The organism is Cryobacterium psychrotolerans (assembly GCF_900101115.1).
Classification (GTDB): Bacteria; Actinomycetota; Actinomycetes; order Actinomycetales; family Microbacteriaceae; genus Cryobacterium; species Cryobacterium psychrotolerans.
On sequence record NZ_FNFU01000009.1, the window covers coordinates 56936 to 83483 of the forward strand.

Consider the following 26548-nt stretch of genomic DNA (forward strand, 5'->3'; position numbering starts at 1 on the left):
CCGCTAGGCGTCGCGACGCTTCAGCAGCAGGGCCGCACCGGCCAGGCTCGCCAGCAGCCAGCCCAGCACGACGAGCAGCGCCTGCCACGGCTCCAGGATCGCCGGAGCAGGCCCGCCCGAAGCCATCATGCCGGCGCCGGCGTTGGAGATCAGATACGGCATCAGATCGGTCGCCCAGGTGGCCGGGATCATCGACAGCACGATCGGCAGCAGCAGGAGCATCCCGAGGGTCGCCGCGATTCCGCCGGCGCTGCTCCGCAGGATGGCGCCCACGCCGAGGGCGAAGACGGCCACCAGGGCCAGGTAGAGGGCGCCGGCCAGCAGGGGGATGATCACGGCGCCGTCGAACAGGCTCGCGTGGATCCCTTTCCCGGCCAGGATCGGCGCGGCCACCAGGAACGATCCGACGTTGGCGACGGAGCCGACCAGCACGGTGGCCGTGAACAGCACGGCCGCCTTCGCCCAGAGCGCGGGCAGCCGACGAGGCACCGCGGTGAGCGTCGACCTGATCATTCCGGTGGAGTACTCCCCGCTCACGACGAGCACGCCGAGCACGGCGACGACGAGTTGGCCGAAGAAGACACCGAACGTCGAGGCCTGCACGACGAAGCTGGTCTGCAGGGCCGCCGGCAAGTCCGCCCCGCCTGGCAGGTCCAGGGCGAGGGACATGATCGCCGCCATGCCGAGCGAGATGACCACGACGATGGCGTACGACCACGAGGTGGAGCGAACCGTACGCAGCTTGATCCACTCGGAGCGGAGGATGCCGGCGAAGGTCAGGCCGGAAGCGGTCGGCAGCCGTGCGGCGGAGGGCGCTGCCGGGGGTGCGGTCGTGGTGCTCATCGTGCGGCCTCCTGCAGTTCGGGCGCGTTGGAATCCGGGGAGCCGGCTGTGCGGTACTCCACCTCGTTCTGAGTGAGGGTCATGTACGCCTCTTCGAGGGAGGCGGAGAGCGGGGTCAGCTCGTGCAGCACGATGCCCGCGGAGGCCGCCCGGTCGCCGATTTCCGACGCGGCGATGCCGACGATCTCGAGCACGTCCGGCTCCAGGCCGGTGACGGTGACGTCCGGCCGGGTGAGCAGGGTGGAGAGGTGGCCGGCGTGAGGGCTCCGAACCCGCACCGTGCTGCGCGTGGCGGCTCCGATGATGTCGGCCACCGGGGCATCCGCAATCACGCGGCCTCGCCCGAGCACGATGAGGTGGTCGGCGGTGAGCGCCATCTCGCTCATCAGGTGCGAGGACAGCAGCACTGTCCGGCCCTCGGCCGCGAAATGGCGTACGAGACGACGCACCCACTGGACGCCCTCGGGGTCGAGGCCGTTGATCGGCTCGTCGAGGATGAGCGTCGCCGGGTCGCCGAGCAGGGCCGCGGCAATGCCCAGGCGCTGTCCCATGCCGAGGGAGAATCCGCCCACACGCTTGCGCGCCACGGTCTCGAGGCCGGTCAGCTCGATGACCTCCCGAACCCGGCGGGCCGGGATGCCGTGCGTGGCGCCCATGGCAAGCAGGTGATTGTAGGCCGAGCGCCCGGTGTGCACGGCCTTGGCGTCGAGGAGGACCCCCACCTCGCGGAGCGGGGCCGAGTGCTCGTGGTAGTGCTTGCCGTTCACCGTGACCGACCCGGCGGTGGGGCGGCTCAGCCCCACAATCATGCGCATGGTCGTGGACTTGCCCGCGCCGTTCGGCCCCAGGAAACCAGTGACCTTGCCGGATTGCACCGTGAAGTCGACCGCGTCGACCGCCGTCTTGCTCCCGTAGTGCTTGGTCAGGGATTGTGCCTGGATCATCGCTGTCCTCGTTCGTCTATCAGTGGGGGGCGGTGGGCGTGGCGATCGGCGCGCGGCTGACCAGCCTCGACACTACCGCCGCAACCCGAACGCCGGCCGAGGGGAGGCCGGGGCGGGAATGGTAGCCTGCCCCGGCAGGCGGGCGGGCGCGTTCTACTTCGCCTTCACGGCCTTCACGGCCTTCACCGCCTTCTCCTGGACCGGCGCCGTGCCGCTGTCCCGAAGCTTCCGGTAGTACTCGCGCGCCTCGTTCTGGCGCTCGAGCTCGATGCCACTGGCGATCGGGGCGCGCAGGTGCTCCTGGGTGTAGCCGAAGGCGTCGACGAGGTCCTGCGCGTGCGGACGCAGCCGGGCGATGAGGCGGTCGATGTAGGCCGTCACCGATTGCGCACGCTGCGCGGACAACCGGCCGTGGATGAGGTACCAGGCCAGGTTCTTCTCGACCAGGCCAAGCCCGAACAGGTCGCGCAGCCAGGTGAGCACCTGCCGGGTGCCCGCGTCATCCGTCGTCTCGACGGCCCGGGTGAAGGCCTCCCACTGCAAGAGCTGGCCGTGCGCGCGGGCGGCCTCGATCAGCTCGTTCTGGTGGGAATTGAACAGGTCGGCGGCCTGCTTTCGCGGCAGCTTGTTCGCCGAGCGGAGCTTCCCGGCGACGTCGGCGATCATTGTTTCGACCCGGTCGGTGAGCAGCTGCCGCTGCACGTTCGTGTCGCGCAGCTGCCCGACCGAGCGGGCGGTGGAGCCGAAGTCCCGGGCGGCCTGGGCCAGGGTGCGGAGGCCCGTGCCGTGGTAGGCCCGGTCCGCGGCCTGCTGCACGACGTACCGGGCCAGGGCGCCGACATCCGCCGAGGCGAACTTCTTGCTGTAGTCGGTGAGCAGTCGCTTGGCGACCAGCTGCAGGAGCACGTTGTTGTCGCCCTCGAATGTGGCGTAGACGTCGAGGTCGGCACGCAGGCCGACGAGGCGGTTCGCCGCCATGAAGCCCGCGCCGCCGCAGGCCTCGCGAGCCTCCTGGAGCGTGTCGAGGGCGTGCCAGGTGGAGAGGGGCTTGAGCACGGCGGCGAGGGTCTCGAGGTCCTGGCGATCGTCATCGGTATCGGCCTTGCCGCTGAAGACCTTGTCGAAGGTGACCAGGAACTCGTCGTGCGCGAAGGTCTGGGCGTAGGTGGTGGCCAGGCGCGGCAGCAGCCGGCGCTGATGCCGCTGGTAGTCGAGGACGACCTCTTCATCGGTCTCGCTGCCGGCCGTGAACTGCCGGCGCTGGCCGCCGTAGGTGATGGCGATGGTCAGCGCGAGTGCGGATGCCTGGGTCGCCGCGCCGTCGAGGGACACCCGCCCCTGCACGAGCGTGCCGAGCATGGTGAAGAAGCGGCGGCCCGGGCTGTCGATCGAACTCGTGTACGTGCCGTCGGCGTCGACGTTTCCGTACCGGTTGAGAAGGCTCGTGCGCGGGATGCGCACGTTCGTGAAGTGCAGCCGTCCGTTGTCGATGCCGTTCAGGCCGCCCTTGAGGCCGTCGTCCTCACCGCCGACGCCCGGCAGGAAGGCGCCGTCCTCGCCGCGGATCGGCACGTAGAAGGCGTGGACCCCATGGTTCACCCCCCGGGTGATCAGCTGGGCGAAGACGACGGCGGCGACGCCGTCCTTCGCGGCATTGCCGAGGTAGTCCTTCCACGCGGCCCGGAACGGGGTGTGGATGGCGAACTCGTCGGTTTCGGAATCGAAGGTCGCCGTCGTACCGATGCTCGCGACATCCGAGCCGTGCCCGATCTCGGTCATGGCGAAGGCGCCGGGGATCTTCAGGCTCATGATGTCCGGCAGCCAGGCGTCGTGGTGCGGCTTCGTTCCGAGGTGGAGGACGGCGGCACCGAAAAGGCCCCACTGCACGCCGCCCTTGATCTGCAGGCTGGGGTCGGCGGTGACGAGCTCTTCGAAGGCGGCGATATTGCCGCCCTGGTCGTCCTGGCCGCCGAGGTGTTTCGGGTAGGCGCGGTGCACGTGGCCGAGGTCGGCGAGCACCTTCAACTGGCCGAAGACGCGACTGCGGTGTTCGTCCATGGAGAGTCCCTCGATGCGCTGCATCTCCGGCCGTGCGGTGAGCTCGCGCGCCGCGAGGCGCACGTCGGCCCAGGTGCCGAGGAGCTGCCGGTTGAGGGTCGGCAGGTCGACTGCCGGGGCACTCGGGTCGCCGGCGATCTTGATCGGTCCGGTGTCGACGCTGGCGTCGGTCGAGGTGGTGGGGGTGGTGGGGCGCTGGGCGGTGTCAACCATCGTCGGTCCTTCGTCTTTCGCGCGGAACAGGAATTTTCTCCACGTTAGGGCGGGCTCGGAGTCGGCGGAAATGGTGCGTGACGGGGCTACAAAGAAGCCCGCTGCGCCCGGCATCCGTTTTGTAGGTTCCCACAGCTCATGGCCGTTTGCACCTGCGACCGTCCACAATCGTGGTTCGATCAGGCGGGGTTGTGGGCGATGATGTGGAAGACGTGCCAGTGCCGGGGGCCGAAGGCGGACTGGCCCGTCCGGTCGTCTTCATCGAGGGTATGCACGGTCAGTCCGGCGAGCAGCGCCTGCACGTCGGCGCGGTCGTGGAAGTTCATGTCGGCGCGGCCGGACCAGGAGTCGTGCGGGCCGAACAGTTCGCCGGCGAACCAGGCGCCGGGCTTCAGCGCGGCACGGATGCCCGACCACACTGTCGGGAACGCCACCGATTCGCAGAACGGCAGCGCGAAGGTCGAGTAGACGAGGTCGGCGGCGGGGAGCACGCCGACGTCTTCGAATCGGGCGCGGCGGAAGGTCAGGCGGGCGAGCTGTTCGGGCGTAAGGCCCGCGCGCACGCGCGCCTCGGAGGTGGGGTCCGCGTCGATCGCGAGCACGCGCCATCCGTTCGCGAGCAGGTGACGGGTCTCGGTTCCCTCGCCGCAGCCGATGTCGATCGCCACGCCGGGTGGGGCGTCGTCCCGACTGGCGAGGGCCTGAAGCACGACCGACCGCACGGCGCGACCGGCCTGCGCGTCGTAGTAGCCGGTCCAGTCCATGCGCTACGCCGCGCCCACGCCCGTCGCGACCACGCCCAGCAGCGCCTCACCGTAGGCCTCGAGCTTCTTCGCGCCGATCCCGCTGATGCCGTCGAGCTCGCCGAGTGTCGCCGGGCCGGCGGCCGCGACGGCGATCAGGGTGGCGTCGCCGAAGACGATGTAGGCGGGGACGCCCTGCTCCTTCGCCGCGGCCGAGCGCCAGGCACGCAGCGCCTCGAACAGCGTCTCCTGCCCGGGGGTGAGGTCGGCGACGCCGGCCCTGGCCACGCTCTTCGCGGCCGCGGACCGGCGAGCGGGGCGGTCGGGACGGTCGGGCTCGGTGCGGAGTTGCACGGGGCGGGTGCCGGCGAGCACGTCGGCCGCGGCATCCGTGAGGGCCAGCGTGCCGTATTCGCCCTCGGGGGCGAGGAACCCCTGGGCCAGCAGCTGGCGCACGATGCCGCGCCACTGCTGGTCGCTCAGGTCGGCGCCGATGCCCCAGGTGGCGAGCTGCTCGTGCTTGTGCTGGGTGCTGCGCGGGGTCGTCTTGCCGCGGAGGATGTCGATGAGGTGCCCGGCGCCGAAGCGCTGATTGCGCTCCCGCAGCAGGCGCACGACGGTGGAAAGCAGTTTCTGGGCGGGGACGGTGCCGTCCCAGCCGACGGGCGGCTCGAGGCAGGTGTCGCAGTTGCCGCAGGGCTCGCTCGGCTGGCCGAAGTAGCGCAGCAGGTTGACCCGTCGGCAGTGCACGGTTTCGCAGAGCGCGAGCATGGCGTCGAGGTGCGCGGAGAGCTTGCGGCGGTGCGCCATGTCGCCGGGCGACTGGTCGATCATGCGTCGCAACTGCACGACGTCCTGCAGGCCGTAGGCGAGCCAGGCCGTCGCGGGGGCACCGTCGCGGCCGGCGCGGCCGGTCTCCTGGTAGTAGCCCTCGACCGACTTGGGCAGGTCGATGTGGGCGACGAAACGCACGTCGGGCTTGTCAATTCCCATGCCGAACGCGATCGTGGCGACGATGACGACGCCCTCCTCGCGCAGGAACCGCGACTGGGTGCGGGCGCGCAGGCCGGCGTCGAGTCCCGCGTGGTACGGCATCGCATTGACGCCGTTGGCCCGCAGGAACTCGGCGGTCTGTTCGACGGTCTTGCGGCTGAGGGCGTAGACGATGCCCGCGTCGTCCGCGTGCTCCGAACGGATGAATGCGAGGAGCTGCTTGCGCACCTCGAGCTTGCTCACGATGCGGTACTGGATGTTCGGCCGGTCGAAGCTCGCGACGAAGTGCTTCGCGTCGCCCAGCTGCAGGCGGGTGGTGATCTCCTTGTGCGTGGCATCCGTGGCCGTGGCCGTGAGCGCGATGCGCGGCACGTCGGGCCACCGGTCGGCCAGCTCGGACAGGGCGAGGTAGTCGGGGCGGAAGTCGTGCCCCCACTGCGACACGCAGTGGGCTTCGTCGATGGCGAAGAGGGAGATGGCGCCCCGGTCGAGGAACCGTTTGGTGGCCTCGGAGGAGAGCCGCTCCGGGGCGACGTAGAGCAGGTCGAGGTTGCCGGCGAGGTAGTCGCGTTCGACCTGGCCGCGGGAGGCGGCATCCTGGCTGGAATTGAGGAACGCCGCCCGCACGCCGACGGCGGTGAGGGCGTCGACCTGGTCCTGCATCAGGGCGATCAGCGGGGAGACGACGATGCCGGTGCCAGCCCGCACGAGCGACGGGATCTGGTAGCAGAGGCTCTTGCCGCCGCCGGTGGGCATGAGCACGACCGCGTCGCCGCCGCCGATGAGCTGGTCGATGATGGCGGCCTGCTCGCCGCGGAACGAGTCGTAGCCGAAGACGGTGTGCAGCGCCTCGGCCGCGGTCGCGAACTTCACGGTCGCCGCGATCGGCGCGGGCGGGGCCATTCGCGCGGCGCCGGGGCCGCCGGCGCCGGCGCCGGGAGCATCCATCGGCCCGGATGCCTGGTCGGAGTAGGTGTCCGGCGGGGGCGGCGCGTCGAAGTCCTCGGGTGGTTCGAACTCGTCAGGATCCCACGGTGTTTCGGCGTTCCAGCTCACCCGGCCACTCTACCCGGGACCCCCGGCGCCATCCCCCGGCGCCTGTCGGAGGGTGTTCGGAGGAGACCGGTTGTGAGATTGCCTTCCACATTCCCCCAAACCGGATCGGCAGGGGCTCCGAATGAAGCTGTGAAGGCCGCACACCAGGTGGGCCACCTCATCCAAGGAGAATCTCCAATGCGACTCATTACACGTAAGACGCTGACGGCAGTGTCCATTGCTTCGATCGCAGTGCTCGGCTTGTCCGCATGTTCCATGGGCGCCACCAGCGCCGACACGGCGAAGGAGCCCAAGTCCACTACGAGCGAAGCCCCCGCCATGGAGAACGACCCGGCAGCCAACCTCGTCGGAACCGGCTGCGCCGCCTACGGCGAGGCCGTTCCGGATGGTGCCGGCTCGATCGACGGCATGTCGGCCGACCCCGTCGCGGTCGCCGCATCCAACAACCCGCTCCTGAAGACGCTGGCTGCCGCGGTCTCCGGTCAGATCAACAAGGACGTCAACCTGGTCGACACCCTCAACGGTGACGAGTTCACCGTCTTCGCTCCGGTTGATGAGGCATTCGCCAAGATCGACGCCGCGACCCTCGAGACCCTGAAGACCCCCGAGGGCGCAGCGACGCTCAGCAGCATCCTGACCTACCACGTGGTTCCCGGCCAGATCGCCCCTGACGCCATCGCCGGCATGCAGACGACCGTCCAGGGCGGCACCGTCGAGGTCACCGGAAGCGGCGACAACCTCAAGGTCAACGACGCGAACGTGATCTGCGGTGGCGTTCAGACCGCCAACGCGACCGTGTACCTCATCGACTCGGTGCTGATGCCGACCAAGTAGTCCCCATGCGAGAGGCCCGCCACCCCCAGGGGGTGGCGGGCCTCTCGCGTTATCCCGTCGCCCCTCCTGGCTGAGTTGCGGAGAAAGTACCCTCGCTGCGAAAGTGAAGGTGCTTTGTCCGCAACTCAACCAGAGGTGTTGCGGCGGGGCAGGCTCACACCTACGGCGCGGTGATGGTGATCGGGACGACTGCCCTGGTACCGGCGCCCGGGACGGTCACCAGGAGCTGCTGGGCTCCGGTGACGCCGCCCGGGATGGTGATCGACACGGTTGCCCGGCCCACCTCATCCGTCCCGGTCACGATCGCCGGATCGATCGGTGCGGTGCCCAGCGAGTTTCCGGCGAGCGCAACGCCCACGAGGCCCAGAACCGGCTCGCCCGCGCTGAACAACAGCGAGGACAACGTGACCGTCACGATGTCCCCGGCGCTGTACCCGTTGGCATCGGCGGCGGAGAGCTTCACACCGACCGCGCGCTGCGCGTAGTCCGGTGAAGCCGTTCCGGATGCGGCGAAGTAGTCGACCATCGACTGGAGGTCGACTTTGCCGGAGTCGGCCCGTACCGTTCCGGATGCGAGCGTGGTGAAGTTGTCTCCGCCGGAGGCGAGGAACGAGTTCACGACGACCCGGTGAGTGTCGGCCGGCTGCACTTGGGTCCCGTTGAGGAAGACGTGCGTGATTCTGCCGCCCGCCGCCGCCGTGGGATCGTACGTGTAGGTCAGTTCCTTCGACACACCGAGCTTGAGGAACGGCCGGCTGGAGCCCGCGGGCTGCCACTGCTGTTCCAGGACCTGCCGGATTTGCGCACCGGTGAGGTCCATGGTGACCAGCGTGTTGGCGAACGGCTGGACGGCCGCGGCCTCCTTGTAGGTGACGTTGCCGTCGGGGTCGCCGGCTCCCGAGCTCAGGAACTTCAGGTCGGCCCGGAGCCCACCGGGGTTCATGAACGCGATCTCGGCTCCCGCCGGCGCCGTCGCCCAGAGCTGCACGTCGGCGACGAAGTTGCCGAGTGTGGACTCCCCGCCGCGGTTCTCGCTGCCGCTGGACTGCTTGGCCCGGTTGAAATCGGCCGTGACCTGGCCGACCTTGACCGCGCCGAGCGGTGCCGCCTGGGCCACGGCGGCTGCGACCACCTGGGCGACCGCGGCGTCTGCCGGGTAGAGGGCTACCGGCGGGTTCTTCGTCGAATCCATCAGCGGCAGGATGGAGTTGTTGATCGAGACCAGCTTCTTGACCACCGGGTCCCAGGAGATGTTCATCTGACCGAAGAACTCACCGTACTGCCCGGACGAGACGACCGGCCGACCGTTGATGACGTGGTTGTACGCAAGGTGAGTGTGCCCGGAGACGATGGCGTTGACGTCGGCATCGACGCCCGTCACGATCCGACCGAACGACGAATCGTCGGTGGCCGTGGTCACATTCGTCGTCGCGGCACCCTCGTGCACGAGCAGGATGACGACGTCGGCCTCGCCGTTGTCGGGGTTCTTGTCGCGGAGATTGTCGGCGACGCGGTTGGTTTCCACGGTGACGTCTCGGATCTCGAGGTCAGCGATGCCGGACGGGCTCACCAGCGAGGGCAGCTCGTTCGTGACCGCCCCGATAAAGCCGACGGAGACGCCGTTGAAGTCCTCCACGTAGTACTCGGGGAGGGCCGGCTTTCCGGTGTTCTTGTCATAGACGTTGGCACCCAGGTACTCCCATTGGGCCCGCGGCATGACCCGGTTCTTCAGGTCGGCGAAGCCCTGGTCGAACTCGTGGTTGCCGACCGCGGAGACGTCGAGCCCGGCCAGGTTGAGCGCGTCGATGGTCGGGTTGTCCTGCTGGATGAAGGAGGTGAACGTCGACGCCCCGATCAGGTCGCCGGCGGCGGCGAAGACCGTGTTGGGGTTCTTGGCGCGCACCTGCTTCACCGCTCCGGCGAGCGTCGCGGCGCCGCCGGAGGCTCCGCTCTGCTCGAGTCGACCGTGGAAGTCGTTGACGGTGACGACGCTGACCTCCACCGGGAGCACCTTCTTGGAGATGCCCACCTTGATCGGGTCGTGGTCGCTGGAGCGGAACGGGGTGCCGGCCTCGGCCGCCGGGTATGCGTAGCCGCGGTCACCCCACTCGGCCGCGTTGATCCCCCACACGCCGGCGCCCGTGACCGAGGCGGCCAGGCTGGGCGTCGCGACCGCGTGGTCGAGCGAGCCGAGCTCGCCGTCGAAGGTGTAGGTGTACTGGCCGGTGGTCTTCGCCCTCACCAGGTCGACGTAGCCCGCCTGGGTGAACACGTTCATCGGGTCTTCCTGCGAGTAGGCGTTGAAGTCGCCGAGCAGCAGAACATCGTCGCTTTCCGAGGAGTCCTGCAGGTCGCCGACGAACGTCACGAGGGCCTGGGCCTGCTCGACGCGCTCGGCGTTGAATTTCCCCTGGCCGTCGGCCGGCTCGGCGCCGGATCCGCTCTTCGACTTGAAGTGATTGGCCACGACGGTGACGACCTTCGGGCCGAAGGTGAACGTCTGGGCGATGGGTTCGCGCGCGATGTCCCAGATGGATTCGTCGATCTGGGTGCGGCTGGCACCGCGCGGCGTGAGCTCCGACTTCTTGTAGATGATCGCGTTGGTGATCGCGTCGGTGATCGCCGGGTCGCCCAACGCGGCCGGCGTGCGAACGTAATCCCAGACGTTCTTCTTCCCGAGCGCGGCGTTCAGCCCTGCGACCAGGTCGGCCAGGGCACTGTCGATCGGCTTGCCGAGCTTGACCGAGTTCTCGATCTCCATCAGGCTGACCACGTCAGCGTCGAGGCCGTTGATGGCCGCAACGATCTTGGACTTCTGGATGTCGAACTGTGCCTGGGTGGCGGCGCCGCGGGCGGCCGGGTTCTCGCTGCTCAGGGTCGTGAAGTAGTTGAAGACGTTGAAGGCTGCGGCCTGGATGTCTCCGCCCACCTCGGGGGCGGCGGCCGGGCGCGGGTTCGACGCGGCGAAGACCGGCTTGTCCTCGGCGTCGCTGGCATCGGTGATCGGCATGATCGGCTGCAGCCGCCAGTCGTTGAAACCATAGGACAGCACGGCGGGCCCGCCGGGGAAGGTGACCGTGTCACCGACGCGCACGACCTGGCCGGCCGTGAAGAACGGCTGGTCGCCGATGTGGTCGGCATTGGTGATCTGGATGTTGTAACCGTCGTCGAGGAGGATCCGGTTGGCCCGGTTCGCGGCCGCGATCGCGGTCGCGTCGGGTCCGGGCGGCGCCTGCTCGGTGCTCTTGACGAGCGGCCTGGTGCCGGCCGACAGCCAGAGCGTGCCGAAGTTGTAGAGTTGGTGGCTCGAGCTGACCCGGTAGGTGCCGGCCGGCGCGACGAGCATGCCTTCCAGCTGCTCCCGCCCGGTGCCGACGAGGGTGTCGGGCAGGGCGGTTGCCGCCGGAACGCCGACCGCGGCGGTGACGAGCTCCACCGCGCCCGCCGCAGAGCCGGTGACCTGGGTGAGGCCGAAGTATTCGCTCACCGGACCGGTCACCCGCACGAGGTCGCCGAGGGCGACGCCCGGGTTGGCCGATCCGAGGAAGATGAAGACGCCGTCCGAGGCGCCCGGCGTCGCGTCCGTTGGTCCGCCGGAACCGGCGGTCTGCAGGTAGACGCCCCGGTAGCCGCCGACGCGGTGGTCGGCCGTGATGATGCCCTCGACGGTGACGGTCGCTCCGACGAGCGGGCTCGCCGCTCCGGTGCCCTGGACCGCGGCAATCGTGTGGGTGACCGTGGCCGCGTGCGCGGGAGTGGCCGCGAGCATGGACAGGCCGAGCGCCGCGGCCGTCGCCAGGGCGACGGCCCGGCCCCGGCGGGCGCGCCGTGCGGCGCCCTGCGGGAGCAGTTCGATGGGGGTACGTGGGACGACGTGACTCATAACCTTGAGCTCCTTGGGTGGGTGACCATGGGTGTCGGGCGCCCACGGACCGTCGCCCCTTGTAGGGCCACCCGGCTGGGGGTAGCCAGAGTCTAGGGACGAGCGCCCAGCGGGTCTACGGATGCGCAACGTTCGTCGTCTGCTCTTAAGTTGCCGGACGCCGTACGGTGCGCAAATGCGGGTGCCCGCCGACGCTCTAGGCTGAACCTCTATGCTCACCGCTTTCTACGGCCTCACCGGGGCACTCATCTTCGGTGCCGCCGACTTCCTGGGCGGCCTCGCCGCGAAGCGCATCAGCGCCATGCTGGCGACGGCCGTCGCCGCGCTCACCGGCCTGGTGGTGCTCCTCCTGGCATTCCCCATCGTCGGCGGAACCTGGTCGGCCGAGGCCGTTGCCTGGGGCGCGCTCTCCGGCGTCAGCGGCGCGATCGCGATTTCGCTGCTGTACGCCTGCCTCGCGGTCGGACCGATGAGCATCCTCTCCCCGCTGACCGCCGTCGTGTCGGCGGTCGTGCCGGCGACCGTCGGCCTGGTCGGGGGCGACCTGCTCGCCCCGATCGGCTACTGGGCGCTGGGGCTCGCCCTGGTCGCGGTGGTGCTGGTCGGCTTCGTGCCGGAGCGGGGCGCCGTGCGGCCGAGCCTTACCGGCGTGCTGATGGCGATCGGCTCGGGGATCATGATTGGCGCCTTCATCATCATGATCGACCTCACCCCAAATGACAGCGGGCTGGTGCCGCTCGTGCTCAACCGGGCGGTGAATGGCGGGATCATGCTCTGCGTGCTCGGAGTCATCGCCTTCGTGGCGTGGAACCGGCGCCGATCCCTGCGGGTTGCGCCTCTGCCCCGCTCCCCCGAGGCTACGGCCACCCTCCGGGCGGGACTCGCGCTGGCGGTGGCATGCGGCGTGGTCGACGTGGTCGCCAACTTCCTGCTGCTCCTCGGGATCCGGGCCGGCGAACTGAGCGTGATGAGCGTGCTCACCGCGATGTATCCGGCCGGAACGATCCTGCTCGCCGCGCTCGTGCTCCGGGAGCGCATCGCCCCCGTGCAGTGGGCGGGACTGGCCCTGGCGCTGGCCGCTGCCGCGATGCTCTCCGTCGCCTAAGACGAAGGTCCACGGGAGCGCTCAGCTGGGGCGGGATTGCACCTGTGGGGCGCTCGGCGCCCCACAGGTGTTGATCGTTTGCTCTTTCGACCACAAACCCGAATTGTGGCGGAGAGGCGAACGGGTGTCCCCGTCCCGCATGCGGACCGGTGATACATGGATGTTATTGCGCGCGTCCGGGCGAAACGCGCAGCAACACGCCGGAACAATGCCGGGCCTTCCGTCACCAACTCGTTACCCGCCGGGGGTGCTCAACGCTTGCACCCGGCGATTGGCCACGGCTACTGTGAAAGCACGCCAATTAGTGACCGACTGTTCGGTCACTAATTGCCCGTCCCCACCGAAGGAGATTCAATGAAGAAGTCTCGCCTGCGCGTTATCGCGCCGCTTGCGCTCGTCACGGCCCTCGCCCTGTCCGGATGCAGCACCGCCAACCTCGGCGGCGACAGCGCCCCCGACGGCGACGCGGAGAAGGGGCCGATCAAGATCGGCGCGGTGCTCGACGTCACGGGAGTGGGTGCCAGCCTGGGCGTCCCCGAGCAGAACACACTCAACATGCTGGCCGAACAGCTCAACGACGACGGCGGCATTGACGGCCGCGAGGTCGAGCTCACCATCGTGGACAACCAGTCGACCGAGGATGGCGCCGCCAAGGCCACGAGCAAGCTGATCGAGAGCGACAAGGTCGACATCATCATCGGCGCGTCACGCACCGGCCCCAGCCTGGCCATGCGCCCCATTGCCGAAGCCGCGAAGATCCCGATGATCTCCGTCGCCGCCAATGTGGCCATCGTCGAGGGTTCCGAGTGGGTCTTCAAGACCGCGCAGAACGATGTCGTCGTGCTCGAGACCATCCTCAATGACGCCAAGGAAAAGGGCTACACGAAGCTGGCCCTCGTCCGCGACGCCACCGGATTCGGCGAAGGGATCGCGGACTACATCACCGCACTCGGCTCCGAGCGCGGCATCACCCTCGTCACGACCGAGTCCTTCGAGCCGAGCGCGACTGACTTCACCCCGCAGATGACCGGCGTTCGCTCCTCCGACGCCGACGCCGTCATCATCTGGGGCATCAACCCCTCGGCCGGACTGGCCCAGAAGGCATACGTGCAGCTCGGCGTGAACAAGCCGGTCTACCACTCGCACGGCATCTCCAACCAGGCGTTCTTCGACGCGGCCGGTGACGCGGCCAACGGCGTCATCGCGCCGATGGGCCGTCTGCTCGTCGCCGACCAGCTGGATGCCGACAACCCCCAGCGCGAGGTCATCGAAAAGTTCAAAGCCGACTACAGCGAGGCGTACGGTGAGCAGCCCTCCGGCTTCGCCGGCCACGCGTTCGACGCCTGGCACATCGCGGTCAACGCGATCAAGGAAGCCGGCACCGACGCCGACGCCCTGCGCGACGAGCTCGAGAAGGCCGAGTTCACCGGAATTTCCGGCGTCTTCACGATGAGCCCGGAGAACCACTCGGGCCTCGACGCATCCGCACTGATCCTCGCTGAGGCGCAGGACGGCCGCTGGAACCTCGTCAAGGACTGACCGTGCTCACTGATTTCCTGCAACTGACGGTGGCAGGGCTGTCACAGGGATCTGTGTACGCCCTGCTCGCCGTCGGCCTGATCGCCGTCTACACCGTGCGCCATGTGATCAACATTGCCCAGGGTGAGTTCGCGATGCTCGCCGGCCTGGGCTCCATCTGGCTGGTGTCGGCGGGCATGCCGCTCATCGTTGCTATCCTGGTCGCCATCCTCTCGGTCACCCTCGTGGCGATCGCGATGGAACGGCTGGTCATATCGCGGGTGAAGAACCTGACTCCGCTCCTGTCCATCATCCTGACCCTCGGAATCTCCACGCTCCTGCAGGCGATCATGCTGCTGGCGTGGGGCCCGGAGGCCCGGGGGGTACCCCTGTTCCCGGGGACGAACCTCCTCATCGGCGGGGTGAGCATCCGTTCGCAGGAGTTCTGGATGATGGGCGCGCTCATCGTGGTCGGTGGCGGCATCGTGCTCTTCTACGAGAAATCGCGCTGGGGCAAGGCGCTGCGGGCGTGCGCGGAGCAGCCGGTTGCGGCGCGCATCGTGGGGATCTCCCCCGTTGCCGCGTCCGTGCTGGCCTTCGCGATTGCGGGTTTCGTCGGGGGTGTCGCCGGCGTGGTGGCCTCCCCGATCTACCTCTCGCTCTGGTCGGGCGGCGTGCTGCTCGGCCTCAAGGGCTTCGTCGCCGCCGTCCTCGGCGGCTTCGTCTCCTTCCGCGCGGCGATCATCGGAGCCCTCCTGCTCGGCGTGATCGAGGCCTACGTGGCCGGCTATGTCGGCTCGGGCCTGAGGGACGGCGCGGCCTTCCTCATCCTCATCCTTGTGCTGGTCGTCCGGCCACAGGGTCTCGTTCTCAAGCCCACAGCGGTCAGGGTGTAGCGACATGACAGATTCCACCAAACCAACCTTCGTGGGCAAACTCGCCCCCCGGGCCAGCTTCTGGACGAACAACAAGGGCACGCTCATCGGTGGCGGCATCCTCGTCGCCCTGATGCTCGTGATCCCCTTCACGGCCAGCTCCTCGATGATGAACATCGTCGTCTTCGCGATGATCTTCGCGCTGCCCGCCATCGGGCTCAATCTGCTGATGGGACTGGCCGGACAGGTCAGCCTCGGGCAGGCGGCGTTCTTCGCGATCGGCGCGTACACGCACGCGATCATGCTGACCAAACTCGACCTCCCCGGCCCGGTCGCGGCAGCCATCGGCGTGGCAGCCGCCATGCTGGTCGCCCTGCTCGTCGGGCTTCCGCTGATGCGCCTCCGCGGCCACTACCTCGCCCTGGCCACGCTCGGGCTCGGCTTCATCGTGATGATCGCGGTGCGCGAATGGGACGTCACCGGTCGAACGACAGGCATCTACGGCATCCCCCGGCCGACGGTGTTCGGCATCCCCATCGACAACAGCGGCTTCTTCCTCTGGTTCATCACGCCGTTCGTCGTGATCGGGCTGGTCCTGGCCCTCAACCTGACCCGCAGCCGCGCCGGACGTGCGCTCTCGGCGGTCAACGACTCCGAACTCGCGGCGGAGAGCCTCGGCGTCAACACGTATGCGCTGCGGCTCAAGGTGTTCGTGTTGTCCGCCGGATTCGCCGCACTCGGCGGCGTCTTCTACGCCTACCAGGTCGCGATTGTGAGCCCGACAACGGCCGAGTTCCACCTGTCGGTCTCGATCCTGCTGATGGTGGTCATCGGCGGTCTCGGGTCGGTCTGGGGCGCGGTCGCGGGCGCGTTCCTCGTGCAGTTCCTCGGAGAGGGCATGCGCGAGGTCATCCCGGCCATCTTCCCCGGCGCGACCGGCGAGGTGCAGCTGCTCGGCTACGGCATCGTGCTCATCCTGGTGATCCTGCTCCTGCCCGGCGGCCTCTACCAGGCGACAATCACGCTCTGGCGGAAGCTGCCCTTCGCCCGCAACCGCCGGGCCGCTGACGCACATGCCACCGCCGCCGAGGACGACACGACGATCCCGCAGCTCCCGGCGGTGAGCACGCCGGTCGCAGCCGGCGAACCGATCCTCGTGATCTCCGGCCTGACCAAGCGGTACGGGGGCGTCGTCGCCGTCAACGACGTGAGCCTCACCGTGCCGGCCGGTACCATCCTGGGCCTGATCGGCCCGAACGGCGCCGGGAAGACGACCTGCTTCAACATGATCTCCGGGGCGCTGACGCCGACTGCGGGCACGGTCACGTTCCTCGGCCAGGTCATCTCGGGCAAAAAGCCGCACGTGGCGGCCTCGCACGGCCTGACCCGCACCTTCCAGAACCTGCAGGTGTTCACCTCGACGGATGTCGTCGGCAACGTGTACATGGGCCGGTACCGCAAGGGACGCGCCGGCGTGCTCCGCGGAATGCTGGGGTTGCAGGCGCACGAGCAGGGCGCCCACCGGGCCGCATCCTACGAAATCCTGAAGTCGATGAGGCTGACGGATGCCGCGGACGACTCGGCCTCCGCGCTGCCGTTCGGCAAGCAGCGCATGATGGAAGTCTGCCGGGCCCTGGCCGCGGAGCCGGCGCTGCTGCTGCTCGACGAGCCCATGGCCGGACTGTCCGGCCACGAGCGCGACGTGATGGCCGAGCTCCTGCGCCGGCTGCGGACTGCCGGGCTCACGATCGTGCTCGTCGAGCACGATGTGGCCCAGGTGATGTCACTCGCCGACCATGTCGCGGTGCTCGACGACGGAGTGCTCATCGCGCACGGGGATCCGGAGACGGTGCGTAATGATCCGGCCGTTGTCGTCGCCTATCTCGGCACTGACCTCGACGAGGCCGAAGCCGAACTGAACGAGTTGGAGGAGCACGCATGACGCTCATCGTTTCCGGTCTCAACGCCGGCTATGGGCAGCTCGCGGTGCTGCACGAGGTCGGGTTCGAGGTGAGCCGAGGGGAAATCCTCGCCGTCGTGGGTTCGAACGGGGCCGGAAAAACGACCCTGCTTCGCGCCGTGAGCGGCCTCATCCGACCCACCGCGGGCACCGTGACCCTCGAGGGACGCACCATCACGGGCAAGCCTACGGAGAAGATGGCGGGCTTCGGCCTGACGCACGTCCCCGAGAACCGGCTGGTCTTCCCGACCCTGTCGGTGCGCGACAACCTGATGCTGGGCGCCTGGACGAAGAAGGGCCACGGCGACGTCGACTCGGTGCTCGAGTTGTTCCCCCGGCTCAAGGCCCGCATGGGACAGGCCGCCGGCACCCTCTCGGGCGGCGAACAGCAGATGGTCGCCATCGGGCGCGGCCTGATGGCGGATCCGACGGCGATCATGCTCGACGAACCGTCCATCGGCCTCGCGCCGAAGGTCGTCTCCGAGATCATGGAGGTGCTCTCCCGGCTCTGTGTCGAGAAGCAGCTCGCCGTGCTGCTCGTGGAACAGAACGTGCGCGCCTCGTTCAAGATCGCGCACCGCGCCGTGGTCATGCACCGCGGACGGGTCGCGCTCACGGGCACGCCGGCCGAACTCGTCGAACTGCCCGAGGTGCACAACGCCTACCTCGGCGGCGCGTCGGTGTAGCCGGCCGCGCGGCGCACGCGAACGAGAAGGAGGGGCGCGCACCCGCGGGTGCGCGCCCCTCCTTCTGCGGGTGGGAGCCGGTCAGGCGCGGCCGGTGAACGCGGGTGTGCGTTTCTGCTGGAAGGCGGCGAAGCCCTCCCGGTAATCCGCGGTCGCGCAGAGGGCCGCCTGGGCCGCGTTCTCGGCGGACATGCTCTGCCAGAGGCCCAGGCGCTCGTCGCGGAGCGCCCGCACAAGCTCCTTGCTGGCGAGGAACGCCTGCGTGGCCCCTGAGGCCGCCCGGGTGGCCGCCCGGACCGTCGCCGCCAGGACCTCATCTGCCGGAAAGACCTGGCTGAACAGGCCGGAGGCGACGGCCTCCGTTCCGGACATGAGCCGTCCGGTGTAGATCAGGTCGAGCGTCTTGTGCGCGCCGAGCCGTTCGACGAAGAGGGCATGGCCGCCCGAATCGAGCGTGGCCCCCAGATTCGCGAACGGGGAACCGATCTTCGCGGTGTCGGCGACGTAGACGACGTCCGTCGCGATCAGGAGGCCGAGGCCGACGCCCAGGCAGGCCCCGTGGGCGATCGCGAAGGTGGGCGCGGGGAACGCGCTCATCCGCTCGAGCAACGGGGTCACGAGTCCGCCGAGGTAGCCCATCACGTCGTCGGTCGCGGGGTCGACGCCGGAGATGTCCCGGCCGGCGCAGAAGGCGCGGCCCTCGCCGCGCAGCACCAGGGCGCGCACTCCGGCGGCCTCTGCGCTCGCGTAGGCGGCCTCGAGCTCGGCGAGGGCCGCCGGATCGAGCGAGTTCATCTTCTCGGGCGCGTTCAGCACCACGTGGGCAACGTCGTCCTGGATGGTCAGGTCGATCACGGCATCCGCCTTACTGCGCCTTCGCGCTATCCGTCGTAGTCGACGACGACCTTGTCGGTGGTCGGGTGTGACTGGCAGGTGAGCACGTAGCCGCGGGCCAGCTCCTCGGGTTCGAGGGCGTAGTTCTCGGTCATCGTCACGTCACCGCTGACGAGTTTGGCACGGCAGGTGCCGCAGACCCCGCCGGCGCAGGCGAACGGCACGTCGGGGCGAACGCGGAGGGCGGCGTTCAGGATGCTCTCGTTCGCGTTGACCGGCGTGGTGACGGTGGCGCTCTCCCCGTCGAGGGTGAACTCGATCTCGTACGTCTTGTCGCCGGGGGCGACGATGACCGGTCGCCCGGTGTCACCGCCGGCGGCCGAGGGCTCGCCGGTGGTGAACAGTTCGAACCGCACGTGCTCGGGCTCTACCTCGGCGCTCTCGAGCGTGTCGCGGCACAGCTGCACCAGCTCGAAGGGTCCGCAGAGGAACCACTCGTCGACCGAGGCGGGGCGGATGATCGTGTCGAGCATCAGCCGGAGCTTCTCCTCGTCGATCCGCCCGGACAGCAGGGTGGAGGAACGCTGCTGGCGGGAGAGCACGTGGTGCAGCGCCAGCCGCGCGGGGTACCTGTCCTTGAGGTCGGCCAGTTCGTCGAGGAACATGACGTCGAGGGCGGTGCGGTTCGTGTAGACGAGGGTGAACCGGGAGCTGTCGGAGTGCGCGAGCACCGTGTGGGCGAGCGACATCAGCGGGGTGATGCCGGACCCGGCGGCGATGCCGACGATGTGCTTGCCGTCGAGCTCGTGCAGCGCGGTCGTGAAGGTGCCCTGCGGGCTCATCACGTCGAGGCGCTGCCCCACGGCCAGTTCGCTGTTGGCCCAGGTGGAGAAGGCTCCGCCGAGGTCGCGCTTGATGGCCACGCTGACCGAGCCGGAGGTCGGCGGCCGGCAGATCGAGTAGCTGCGCCGCAGCTCGTGGCCGTCGACCGTGGCCCGGAGCGCGAGGTGCTGCCCCGGCACATAGTCGAACTCGCCCTGCAGGTCCTCCGGCACCGCGAAGGTCACCTCGACGCTGTCGGCCGTCAACGGACGGATCTCGGCGACGGACAGGGTGTGGAACTTCGCGCGGTGCTTCGTTGCACCGGAGCGCGGGGCGCCGAGATTTGTTGCTGCCATGGTTAGAGCACCTTGAAGTAGTCGAACGGTTCGAGGCAGTCGCGGCACTCATAGAGGGCCTTGCACGACGTCGAGCCGAAGCGGGCGAGTTCCCGCGTGTTCAGGGACGAGCACCGGGGGCACTTGACGGCCAGCTGCAGCCGAACGGCGCCGGAAGGGCGAACGGACGAGTGCCCGGTCGGGGCCGCGATTCCGTACTCCTGCAATTTCGCCTTCCCCTCCTCGCTCATCCAATCGGTGGTCCAGGCCGGGGCGAGCACCAGGTCGACGGACACGTCGGCGTACCCGGCGGCGCGGAGGGCGGAGGTGACGTCGTCGCGCATGGCCTCGAGGGCCGGACATCCGCTGTAGGTAGGCGTCAGGGAAACCGTGACCGCGCCGCCCTCGCCGACGGCCACAGAGCGGAGCACGCCGAGGTCCTCGATGGTCAGCACGGGGATCTCCGGGTCCACGACCTGCGCCGCGATGTCCCAGGCACGGCGCGAGGCCTCGTCGACGGGGCGAGGTCGGGCAACCGAGGGCAGGGTCACCAGGACGCTCCGGGGTGCGCCCGGGCGAGCACCTGCATCTCGGCGAGGATGAAACCGAGGTTCTCGGAGTGCTTGCCGCCCCGGCCGCCGCCGGAGGAGATGAAGCCGCGGGGTACCTCGAGTTCCGCCTCGGCCAGCACCGGGACGATCGCGTCGTCGAAGGCCTGGCGGAGCGAGGACGGCCTGACGGCGACGCCCTCGAGCCGGTCGATGAGCGGCTCGTCGGCGAACAGCTCCTCGACGTAGGGCCACAGGTCGGACAGAGCCGTGATCATGCGCCGGCGGGATTCCTCGGTGCCGAGGGAGAGCCGGAGGATCCACTGCACGGAGTGGTCGCGGTGGTAATCGACCTCCTTGACCGACTTGGCGGCGATCGCGGCCAGGGTGGCGTCGCCGGATGCCTGCAGCCGCGTGTACAGCTCGAACAGGTAGTGCGCGGCGATGAACTGGCGCGCGATCGTGTGCGCGAAGTCGCCGTTGGGCTGCTCGAACAGGTGCGCGGAGCGGAACTGGGGTTCGTCGCGCCAGTAGGCCAGGTCGTCTTCGCTGCGGCCCGATTCGGCGCCGGCGTAATGCAGAAGGGAGCGAGCGTGCCCGAGCAGGTCGAGGCCGATGTTGCCGAGCGCGACGTCTTCCTCGAGTTCGGGGGCGCGGGAGATCCACCAGCCGAGCTGCTGGGCGATGATCAGGGCGTCGTCACCGAGCCACAGGGCGTACTCGGCCACGTCGTGCGAGGCGACGGATGCGCCCTCTACCAGTTCGGCGGAGAGGGTGACGGAATCGACCTCGACGTGTCCGTGTCCGTGGTCGTGGTCGGCGTTGGTGGCGGCATCCGCCGTGTTCGTCCCGGTCACAGGTGCTTCACCCCTTCGCTCTTGGAGTAGTAGCTGGCGTGACGGTAGTTCTTGCCGGCGGGCGATTCGAAGAAGGCGCCCTTCGCGTCGGGGTCGCTGGTGGTGATCGCGTCGGCGGGCACGACCCACACCGAAACACCCTCGCCGCGGCGGGTATACAGGTCACGCGCATTGCGCACGGCCAGGCTGGCGTCGGGAGCATGCAGGGAGCCAACGTGGGTGTGGCTGATTCCGCGGCTGGCGCGCACGAAGACCTCCCAGAGGGGCCAGATCTCCTTCTCGGACGTTCCGGGGGCGCTCATCATGCCACCGCCTTCGACCGGACGGCCTGTTTGCGGGCGTACGCGGCGGCGGCTTCCCGCACCCACGCACCGTCCTCGTGGGCCTCACGGCGCCGCTGCAGGCGGCGGGCGTTGGCCGGGCCGCGGCCGGCGAGCACCTCGTGGAATTCGGTCCAGTCGATTTCGCCCATGTCGTATTCTTTCGTTTCCTCGTTGTAGCGCAGGTCGGGATCGGGCAGGGTCACGCCGAGCACCTCGGCCTGCGGGACGCACATTCCGACGAAGCGCTGGCGCAGTTCGTCATTGGAGAATCGCTTGATATTCCAGGCCATGGACTGCGCCGAGTTGGGCGAGTCGTTGTCGGGCGGGCCGAACATCTGCAGCGCCGGCCAGTACCAGCGGTTGACGGCGTCCTGGGCCATCTCCCGCTGCGCGGGCGTGCCGTTCATCAGTTCGAGCAGGATCTCGAAGCCCTGCCGCTGGTGGAAGGACTCTTCCTTGCAGATGCGCACCATGGCGCGACCGTACGGTCCGTAGGAGGCCCGGCAGAGGGGCACCTGGTTGCAGATGGCGGCGCCGTCGACGAGCCAGCCGATCGCGCCCATGTCGGCCCAGGTGGGGCTCGGGTAATTGAAGATCGAGGAGTAGCGGGCCTTGCCGGCGATGAGGGCATCCGTCATCTCATCCCGGGTGGTGCCGAGGGTCTGCGCCGCGGAGTAGAGGTACAAACCGTGGCCGGCCTCGTCCTGCACCTTGGCCATCAGGATGGCCTTGCGCTTGAGGCTGGGCGCGCGGGTGATCCAGTTCGCCTCCGGCTGCATGCCGATGATCTCGGAGTGGGCGTGCTGGGAGATCTGGCGCACCAGCGTCTTCCGGTAGCCCTCCGGCATCCAGTCGCGAGGTTCGATCCGCGAGTCGGCCGCGATCAGTTCGTTGAACTGGTGCTCCTCGGCGGAAACCTCGACGGAGGCTTCCGTGGGCAGTGCGTAAGGCTCTGCTGGGGTGGTCATCATCGACTCCTGGTCTCTCCCGGTCCGGCTATCATTACCAACCGATCGTTCAGTTAGTATATGGTGTCACCAACGGCACGGCAACCGTCTGTTGCCGCGCGTACGGTCACTCAACGAGGAGAACCAGATACATGGATGCTTCACCCACCGGCAACCTCGCCATGATGGAGCGGGACCGGGCATCCGCCGGCCTCGGCATGATTGTCCAGCGCACTGAACCCGGGCTCGCGGTCGTTTCCATGATCATCAGGGACGACATGCTCAACGGCTTCGACGTCACCCACGGCGGGATCGTCTTCGCGCTCGCGGACACCGCCTTCGCCATCTGCTGCAATGACAGCCACCACGTCACCCTCGCGGCCGGGGCCGACATCGCGTTCCTCAAGCCCACGACCAGCGGCCAGACCCTCACCGCCACCGCCATGCTCCGCACGAAGAGCGGGCGATCGGGCATCTACGACGTGAGCGTCACCGACGACGACAACGCGCCGGTGGCAGAATTCCGCGGCCGCAGCCGCACCACCAACCTTCCCGTGCCCGAACGGGCACGCGACTAAATCCCCACGACGCCCGGAGGCACCATGTCAACGCTGACCAAGACCCGCCTGCACGCGCCCGCCACGGACGAGCTCGATCCGGAAGAGCGCATGTCCCGCGACGAGATCCAGTCGCTGCAGCTCACTCGCCTGCAGCACACCGTGCGGCACGCCTACGCCAACGTTCCCCTGTACACCCGCAAGTTCGACGAGGTCGGCGTGCACCCGGACGACATCCGCACGCTCGACGATGTGAACAAGCTGCCGTTCACCACGAAGGAAGACCTGCGCGTGTCCTACCCGTTCGGGATGTTCGCTGTGCCGATGGACCAGGTCGCGCGCATCCACACCTCGTCGGGGACCACGGGCCTCCCCACGGTGGTCGGCTATACGAAGAACGACCTGCGGATGTGGTCCGGCCTCGTCGCACGGAGCCTGCGCGCCTCGGGGGTACGGCCGGGCATGAAGGTGCACAACGCCTACGGTTACGGCCTGTTCACCGGCGGGCTGGGCGCCCACGCCGGCATCGAGGCGCTCGGCGCCATCGCCATCCCGATGTCGGGCGGCCAGACGAACAAGCAGGTGCAGATGATCCGGGACTTCGAGCCCGACGTCATCATGAGCACCCCCAGCTACCTGCTGACCATCACGGATGCGATGGTCGCGGCCGGCATGGACCCCCGTCTCTCCAGCCTCAAGGCCGGCGTGCTCGGCGCGGAGCCGTGGACGAACCAGATGCGCCGCGAGCTCGAGGAACGACTCGACTTCGACGCCCTCGACATCTACGGCCTGAGCGAGGTCATGGGCCCGGGCGTCGGCAACGAGTGCATCGAGTCGAAGGACGGCCCGCACCTCTGGGAGGACAATTTCCTGCCCGAGATCATCGACGGCGACACGGGGCACGTGCTGGACGACGGTGAAACGGGCGAACTCGTGTTCACCTCGCTGACCAAGGAAGCGTTCCCGGTGATCCGCTACCGCACTCGCGACCTGACCCGGCTCCTGCCCGGCACCGCCCGGCCCGGCATGCGCCGGATGGAGAAGGTCACCGGACGCAACGACGACATGATCATCCTGCGCGGGGTCAACCTGTTCCCGACCCAGATCGAGGAGATCGTGCTCGGGATCGAGCACCTCTCCCCCCACTTCATCCTGGAGCTCACGAGGCCGGGCCGGATGGACGAGCTGACCGTGCGCATCGAACGGCACGAGAACTCGGATGCCTCCACCTCCGACCGGGCCTGCGCGATCCTGATCGAGCGGGTGAAGGACCAGATCGGCTCGAGCGTGAACGTGCTGATCGTCGAACCCGGCTCGCTCGAGCGCAGCACGGGCAAGCACAAGCGTGTCTACGACCTGCGGTAATCGGCCACAGGCTCGTGAGAGACTGATCGGCGATGTCTGAGCAACCAGCAAGCAAGCGCGGGCGCCCCGGTTACGACCAGCGCGCCATCCTCGAGATCGCCGTCGACGCCTTCAACGAATTCGGCTACGACGCCACGTCGATGGGGGTTCTGGCGTCCCGACTCGCCCTGTCGAAGTCCGCGATCTACCACCACTTCGCGTCGAAGGAGGAGCTGCTCGAGCTCGCCCTGGACGAGGCGCTCGACGCGCTGGAGGGCGTGCTGCAAGACCCGGAATCCCGGACCGGCCGGGCGATCGACCGGCTCGCGCACGTGCTCCGCGGCGCGGTCGAGGTGCTGGCCGCCAATCTTTCGTTTGTGACTCTCCTGCTGCGGGTGCGGGGCAACACGGTCGTCGAGCGCGCCGCCCTCGAGCGTCGCCGAGCCTTCGACCGGGCGGTATCCGGCCTCGTCGTCGAGGCCCGCAATGAGGGCTCGCTGCGCAGCGACATCGATCCGCGGATCGTGACCCGGCTGCTGTTCGGCATGGTCAACTCGATCGTGGAGTGGTACCGGCCGGAGGGCGCGGAGGACCCGGCTCACCTGGCCGACGACGTGCTTGCCGTGGCGCTCGACGGCCTGCGGATGCCGACCATGAACCGCGTCGAAGACCTGACCTGACCTGACCTGGCCTGACCTGACTGATGGCATTTCTCGCCCGGTGAGGGGTCGCAAATCGACCTTCCCGTACGCCGGGAAGGTCGATTTGCGACCCCTCAGGGTGGGAAGCGGGCGTTAAAGAGATCAGGGGCATCCCCCCAATGGTGGATGCCCCTGATCGGTGAGCGGGTGCTAGATGTTCGCGAGCTCCCTGACGGCCGAGTCACCAGGCGTGGCGGAGTCGAAGCTGGCTTCGATCTCGGCGCGGCCCAGCAGCTCGTCCATGCGGCGGCGACGCTGCTTCGGGATGAGCGTGACAACCGTGCCGTTCTTGCCGGCGCGGCCGGTGCGGCCGGCGCGGTGCAGGTACGTCTTGTACTCGTCGGGAGCGTCGGCCTGGATGACCAGGTCGATGTCGTCCACGTGGATGCCGCGGGCTGCGACATCCGTTGCCACCAGCACGTTGACGCGACCGCTGGTCAGCATGGCCAGGTTGCGGGTACGGCGGGCCTGGTTCAGGTCGCCGTGCAGGCTGGTCGCCTTCACGCCGGCGTCTTCGAGCTGGTCGGCGAGCTGCTCGGCGTACGCACGGGTGCGGCTGAAGATCAGCGTCTTGCCCTGGCGGTCGACGAGCTGGCCGATGATGGCGCTCTTGTCTCGGTGCTCGATCATGAGCACACGGTGGTCGATCGTGGAGGAGGCCTGGTCTTCACCGGCAACCTCGTGCACGGCCGGGTTGGTCAGGAATTCCTTGACCAGCTGGGCGACGCCCTTGTCGAGCGTGGCCGAGAAGAGCAGCTTCTGGCCGCCCTTCTTGGTCTGGCGCAGGATGCGCTGCACCGGCTCGAGGAAGCCCAGGTCGCACATGTAGTCGGCCTCGTCGAGGACGGTGACGATGACCTCGCTGAGGTCGAGACGACCCTGTTCGATCAGGTCCTCGATGCGGCCCGCGGTGCCGATGATGATGTCCACGCCGCGCTGCAGGGCGCTGACCTGGCGGTACTGCGGGACGCCGCCGTAGATCTGGGTGGTGAAGAGGCCGACGCTGCGGGCGATGGGCTGGATGGTGCGGTCGATCTGCAGGGCCAGCTCGCGGGTCGGGGCCAGGATGAGCGCGCGGGGCTTGCGGGCCATCTTGCGGTCCTTGGCTCCGTTGTTCTCCAGCAGCTTCTCGACGAGGGGAGCGCCGAAGGCGATGGTCTTGCCGGAGCCGGTCTTGCCGCGGCCCAGCACGTCGCGGCCGGCGAGCACATCCGGGATGGTCGCGGCCTGGATCGGGAACGGCGCCGATGCGCCGAGCAGTCCGAGCTCACGCACGATGTTCTCGCCGAGGCCGAGGTCGGCGAAGGTCACGCCGACGACATCGGATGCCGTCGTCGCGATGGCTTCGAGACGCTCGAGTACGACGTCGTCGCCGGCAGCGAATTTGGGCTTGGAGTCGCGGTCCGGGTAGAAGTTGCTGGAGTGGCCGCCGTCGCGCTCCGAGCGGGCCGGACGGTCGGTGCGGTTCGGACGGTCGCCGTAGGAGGGGCGCTCGGTGCGGGGCGGACGGTCGCCGTAGGAGGGACGGTCGTTGTTGTACGCCGGACGGTCGGTGCGGGCCGGACGGTC

The 26548-nt window shown here is 68.8% G+C and carries 22 protein-coding genes; 9 read left to right on the forward strand and 13 right to left on the reverse strand.

The window, feature by feature from the left end; genetic code table 11:
* Positions 1-3: 3 nt before the first annotated feature.
* The 5 genes from BLQ39_RS09370 to recQ all read right to left on the reverse strand — a co-directional run bounded on the left by BLQ39_RS09370 (position 4) and on the right by recQ (position 6697).
* Positions 4-843 (reverse strand): hypothetical protein, encoded by an 840-nt coding sequence (locus BLQ39_RS09370; protein ID WP_092323503.1) that lies wholly within the window; start codon positions 841-843, stop codon positions 4-6.
* Positions 840-1787 carry an ABC transporter ATP-binding protein gene (locus tag BLQ39_RS09375; RefSeq protein WP_092323505.1) on the reverse strand — a complete coding sequence of 316 codons (948 nt, stop codon included), beginning with the start codon at positions 1785-1787 and terminating at the stop codon, positions 840-842. The genes BLQ39_RS09370 and BLQ39_RS09375 overlap by 4 nt, the downstream gene beginning before the upstream one ends.
* Positions 1788-1940: 153 nt before the next feature.
* Positions 1941-4058, reverse strand: coding sequence for an acyl-CoA dehydrogenase family protein (locus BLQ39_RS09380; protein ID WP_092323506.1), 2118 nt, complete (start codon positions 4056-4058; stop codon positions 1941-1943).
* Positions 4059-4237: 179 nt separating this feature from the next.
* Positions 4238-4822: a class I SAM-dependent methyltransferase gene (locus BLQ39_RS09385; protein ID WP_092323508.1), complete on the reverse strand. Its 585-nt coding sequence runs from the start codon at positions 4820-4822 to the stop codon at positions 4238-4240.
* A gap of 3 nt (positions 4823-4825) precedes the next feature.
* Entirely contained in the window at positions 4826-6697 is a 1872-nt protein-coding gene (gene recQ / locus BLQ39_RS09390) for a DNA helicase RecQ (protein WP_241982968.1), read from the reverse strand.
* A 330-nt stretch (positions 6698-7027) separates the two neighbouring features.
* Here recQ and BLQ39_RS09395 point away from each other — a divergent pair, with 330 nt between their 5' ends.
* A complete protein-coding gene (locus BLQ39_RS09395; RefSeq protein WP_092323509.1) occupies positions 7028-7684 on the forward strand; it encodes a fasciclin domain-containing protein in 657 nt (218 codons plus the stop codon).
* Between the two features lie 160 nt (positions 7685-7844).
* Here BLQ39_RS09395 and BLQ39_RS09400 read toward each other — a convergent pair whose 3' ends face one another.
* A complete protein-coding gene (locus BLQ39_RS09400; RefSeq protein ID WP_092323511.1) occupies positions 7845-11567 on the reverse strand; it encodes an ExeM/NucH family extracellular endonuclease in 3723 nt (1240 codons plus the stop codon).
* A gap of 211 nt (positions 11568-11778) precedes the next feature.
* Between BLQ39_RS09400 and BLQ39_RS09405 the strand changes: the two genes are divergently transcribed.
* From BLQ39_RS09405 to BLQ39_RS09425, 5 genes are all read left to right on the forward strand, one after another.
* On the forward strand, positions 11779-12672 hold the full coding sequence (locus BLQ39_RS09405; protein WP_092323512.1) for a DMT family transporter: 894 nt from the start codon (positions 11779-11781) through the stop codon (positions 12670-12672).
* Positions 12673-13026: 354 nt separating this feature from the next.
* Positions 13027-14211 (forward strand): ABC transporter substrate-binding protein, encoded by a 1185-nt coding sequence (locus BLQ39_RS09410; protein ID WP_092323514.1) that lies wholly within the window; start codon positions 13027-13029, stop codon positions 14209-14211.
* A 2-nt stretch (positions 14212-14213) separates the two neighbouring features.
* Positions 14214-15086 carry a branched-chain amino acid ABC transporter permease gene (locus tag BLQ39_RS09415; RefSeq protein WP_166784508.1) on the forward strand — a complete coding sequence of 291 codons (873 nt, stop codon included), beginning with the start codon at positions 14214-14216 and terminating at the stop codon, positions 15084-15086.
* 4 nt (positions 15087-15090) lie between these two features.
* Positions 15091-17007, forward strand: a complete 1917-nt coding sequence (locus BLQ39_RS09420; protein WP_092323517.1) for a branched-chain amino acid ABC transporter ATP-binding protein/permease — start codon at positions 15091-15093, stop codon at positions 17005-17007.
* On the forward strand, positions 17004-17711 hold the full coding sequence (locus tag BLQ39_RS09425; protein WP_092323518.1) for an ABC transporter ATP-binding protein: 708 nt from the start codon (positions 17004-17006) through the stop codon (positions 17709-17711). The genes BLQ39_RS09420 and BLQ39_RS09425 overlap by 4 nt, the downstream gene beginning before the upstream one ends.
* Before the next feature lie 81 nt (positions 17712-17792).
* Here BLQ39_RS09425 and BLQ39_RS09430 read toward each other — a convergent pair whose 3' ends face one another.
* The 6 genes from BLQ39_RS09430 to paaA are packed head-to-tail and all read right to left on the reverse strand — an operon-like array spanning position 17793 to position 22401.
* Positions 17793-18566, reverse strand: coding sequence for an enoyl-CoA hydratase/isomerase family protein (locus BLQ39_RS09430; RefSeq protein WP_092323520.1), 774 nt, complete (start codon positions 18564-18566; stop codon positions 17793-17795).
* 26 nt (positions 18567-18592) lie between these two features.
* Entirely contained in the window at positions 18593-19723 is a 1131-nt protein-coding gene (gene paaE / locus BLQ39_RS09435; protein ID WP_092323521.1) for a 1,2-phenylacetyl-CoA epoxidase subunit PaaE, read from the reverse strand.
* A gap of 2 nt (positions 19724-19725) precedes the next feature.
* Entirely contained in the window at positions 19726-20253 is a 528-nt protein-coding gene (paaD, locus tag BLQ39_RS09440) for a 1,2-phenylacetyl-CoA epoxidase subunit PaaD (protein ID WP_277870651.1), read from the reverse strand.
* The gene (gene paaC / locus BLQ39_RS09445) at positions 20250-21107 is read right to left on the reverse strand and encodes a 1,2-phenylacetyl-CoA epoxidase subunit PaaC (protein ID WP_092323523.1); all 858 of its coding nucleotides are present in this window, start codon (positions 21105-21107) and stop codon (positions 20250-20252) included. Before paaC ends, paaD begins: the two co-directional genes overlap by 4 nt.
* Positions 21104-21409, reverse strand: a complete 306-nt coding sequence (gene paaB / locus BLQ39_RS09450; RefSeq protein ID WP_092323524.1) for a 1,2-phenylacetyl-CoA epoxidase subunit PaaB — start codon at positions 21407-21409, stop codon at positions 21104-21106. Before paaB ends, paaC begins: the two co-directional genes overlap by 4 nt.
* Complete coding sequence (gene paaA, locus BLQ39_RS09455; RefSeq protein ID WP_092323526.1) at positions 21409-22401, reverse strand: 1,2-phenylacetyl-CoA epoxidase subunit PaaA; 993 nt, start codon at positions 22399-22401, stop codon at positions 21409-21411. Before paaA ends, paaB begins: the two co-directional genes overlap by 1 nt.
* Positions 22402-22529: 128 nt before the next feature.
* Here paaA and paaI point away from each other — a divergent pair, with 128 nt between their 5' ends.
* Genes paaI through BLQ39_RS09470 form a run of 3 tightly spaced genes read left to right on the forward strand, consistent with a single transcriptional unit; the run spans position 22530 to position 24958 of the window.
* Positions 22530-22955 (forward strand): hydroxyphenylacetyl-CoA thioesterase PaaI, encoded by a 426-nt coding sequence (gene paaI, locus BLQ39_RS09460; protein ID WP_198414455.1) that lies wholly within the window; start codon positions 22530-22532, stop codon positions 22953-22955.
* A 24-nt stretch (positions 22956-22979) separates the two neighbouring features.
* Positions 22980-24299 carry a phenylacetate--CoA ligase PaaK gene (gene paaK / locus BLQ39_RS09465; protein ID WP_092323527.1) on the forward strand — a complete coding sequence of 440 codons (1320 nt, stop codon included), beginning with the start codon at positions 22980-22982 and terminating at the stop codon, positions 24297-24299.
* A 32-nt stretch (positions 24300-24331) separates the two neighbouring features.
* Complete coding sequence (locus BLQ39_RS09470) at positions 24332-24958, forward strand: TetR/AcrR family transcriptional regulator (RefSeq protein WP_092323529.1); 627 nt, start codon at positions 24332-24334, stop codon at positions 24956-24958.
* A gap of 171 nt (positions 24959-25129) precedes the next feature.
* On the opposite strand, the gene BLQ39_RS09475 is transcribed toward BLQ39_RS09470, so the two are convergent.
* Positions 25130-26548: DEAD/DEAH box helicase (locus BLQ39_RS09475; RefSeq protein ID WP_256332733.1), on the reverse strand; the 1419-nt coding region annotated here is incomplete at its 5' end.

Coding starts and splice junctions, on each gene's coding strand:
- BLQ39_RS09370 (WP_092323503.1), bottom strand. CDS start 843: ATGAGCACCACGACCGCACCCCCGGCAGCGCCCTCCGCCGCACGGCTG.
- BLQ39_RS09375 (WP_092323505.1), bottom strand. CDS start 1,787: ATGATCCAGGCACAATCCCTGACCAAGCACTACGGGAGCAAGACGGCG.
- BLQ39_RS09380 (WP_092323506.1), bottom strand. CDS start 4,058: ATGGTTGACACCGCCCAGCGCCCCACCACCCCCACCACCTCGACCGAC.
- BLQ39_RS09385 (WP_092323508.1), bottom strand. CDS start 4,822: ATGGACTGGACCGGCTACTACGACGCGCAGGCCGGTCGCGCCGTGCGG.
- recQ (WP_241982968.1), bottom strand. CDS start 6,697: ATGGCCCCGCCCGCGCCGATCGCGGCGACCGTGAAGTTCGCGACCGCG.
- BLQ39_RS09395 (WP_092323509.1), top strand. CDS start 7,028: ATGCGACTCATTACACGTAAGACGCTGACGGCAGTGTCCATTGCTTCG.
- BLQ39_RS09400 (WP_092323511.1), bottom strand. CDS start 11,567: ATGAGTCACGTCGTCCCACGTACCCCCATCGAACTGCTCCCGCAGGGC.
- BLQ39_RS09405 (WP_092323512.1), top strand. CDS start 11,779: ATGCTCACCGCTTTCTACGGCCTCACCGGGGCACTCATCTTCGGTGCC.
- BLQ39_RS09410 (WP_092323514.1), top strand. CDS start 13,027: ATGAAGAAGTCTCGCCTGCGCGTTATCGCGCCGCTTGCGCTCGTCACG.
- BLQ39_RS09420 (WP_092323517.1), top strand. CDS start 15,091: ATGACAGATTCCACCAAACCAACCTTCGTGGGCAAACTCGCCCCCCGG.
- BLQ39_RS09425 (WP_092323518.1), top strand. CDS start 17,004: ATGACGCTCATCGTTTCCGGTCTCAACGCCGGCTATGGGCAGCTCGCG.
- paaE (WP_092323521.1), bottom strand. CDS start 19,723: ATGGCAGCAACAAATCTCGGCGCCCCGCGCTCCGGTGCAACGAAGCAC.
- paaB (WP_092323524.1), bottom strand. CDS start 21,409: ATGAGCGCCCCCGGAACGTCCGAGAAGGAGATCTGGCCCCTCTGGGAG.
- paaA (WP_092323526.1), bottom strand. CDS start 22,401: ATGATGACCACCCCAGCAGAGCCTTACGCACTGCCCACGGAAGCCTCC.
- paaI (WP_198414455.1), top strand. CDS start 22,530: ATGGATGCTTCACCCACCGGCAACCTCGCCATGATGGAGCGGGACCGG.
- paaK (WP_092323527.1), top strand. CDS start 22,980: ATGTCAACGCTGACCAAGACCCGCCTGCACGCGCCCGCCACGGACGAG.
- BLQ39_RS09470 (WP_092323529.1), top strand. CDS start 24,332: ATGTCTGAGCAACCAGCAAGCAAGCGCGGGCGCCCCGGTTACGACCAG.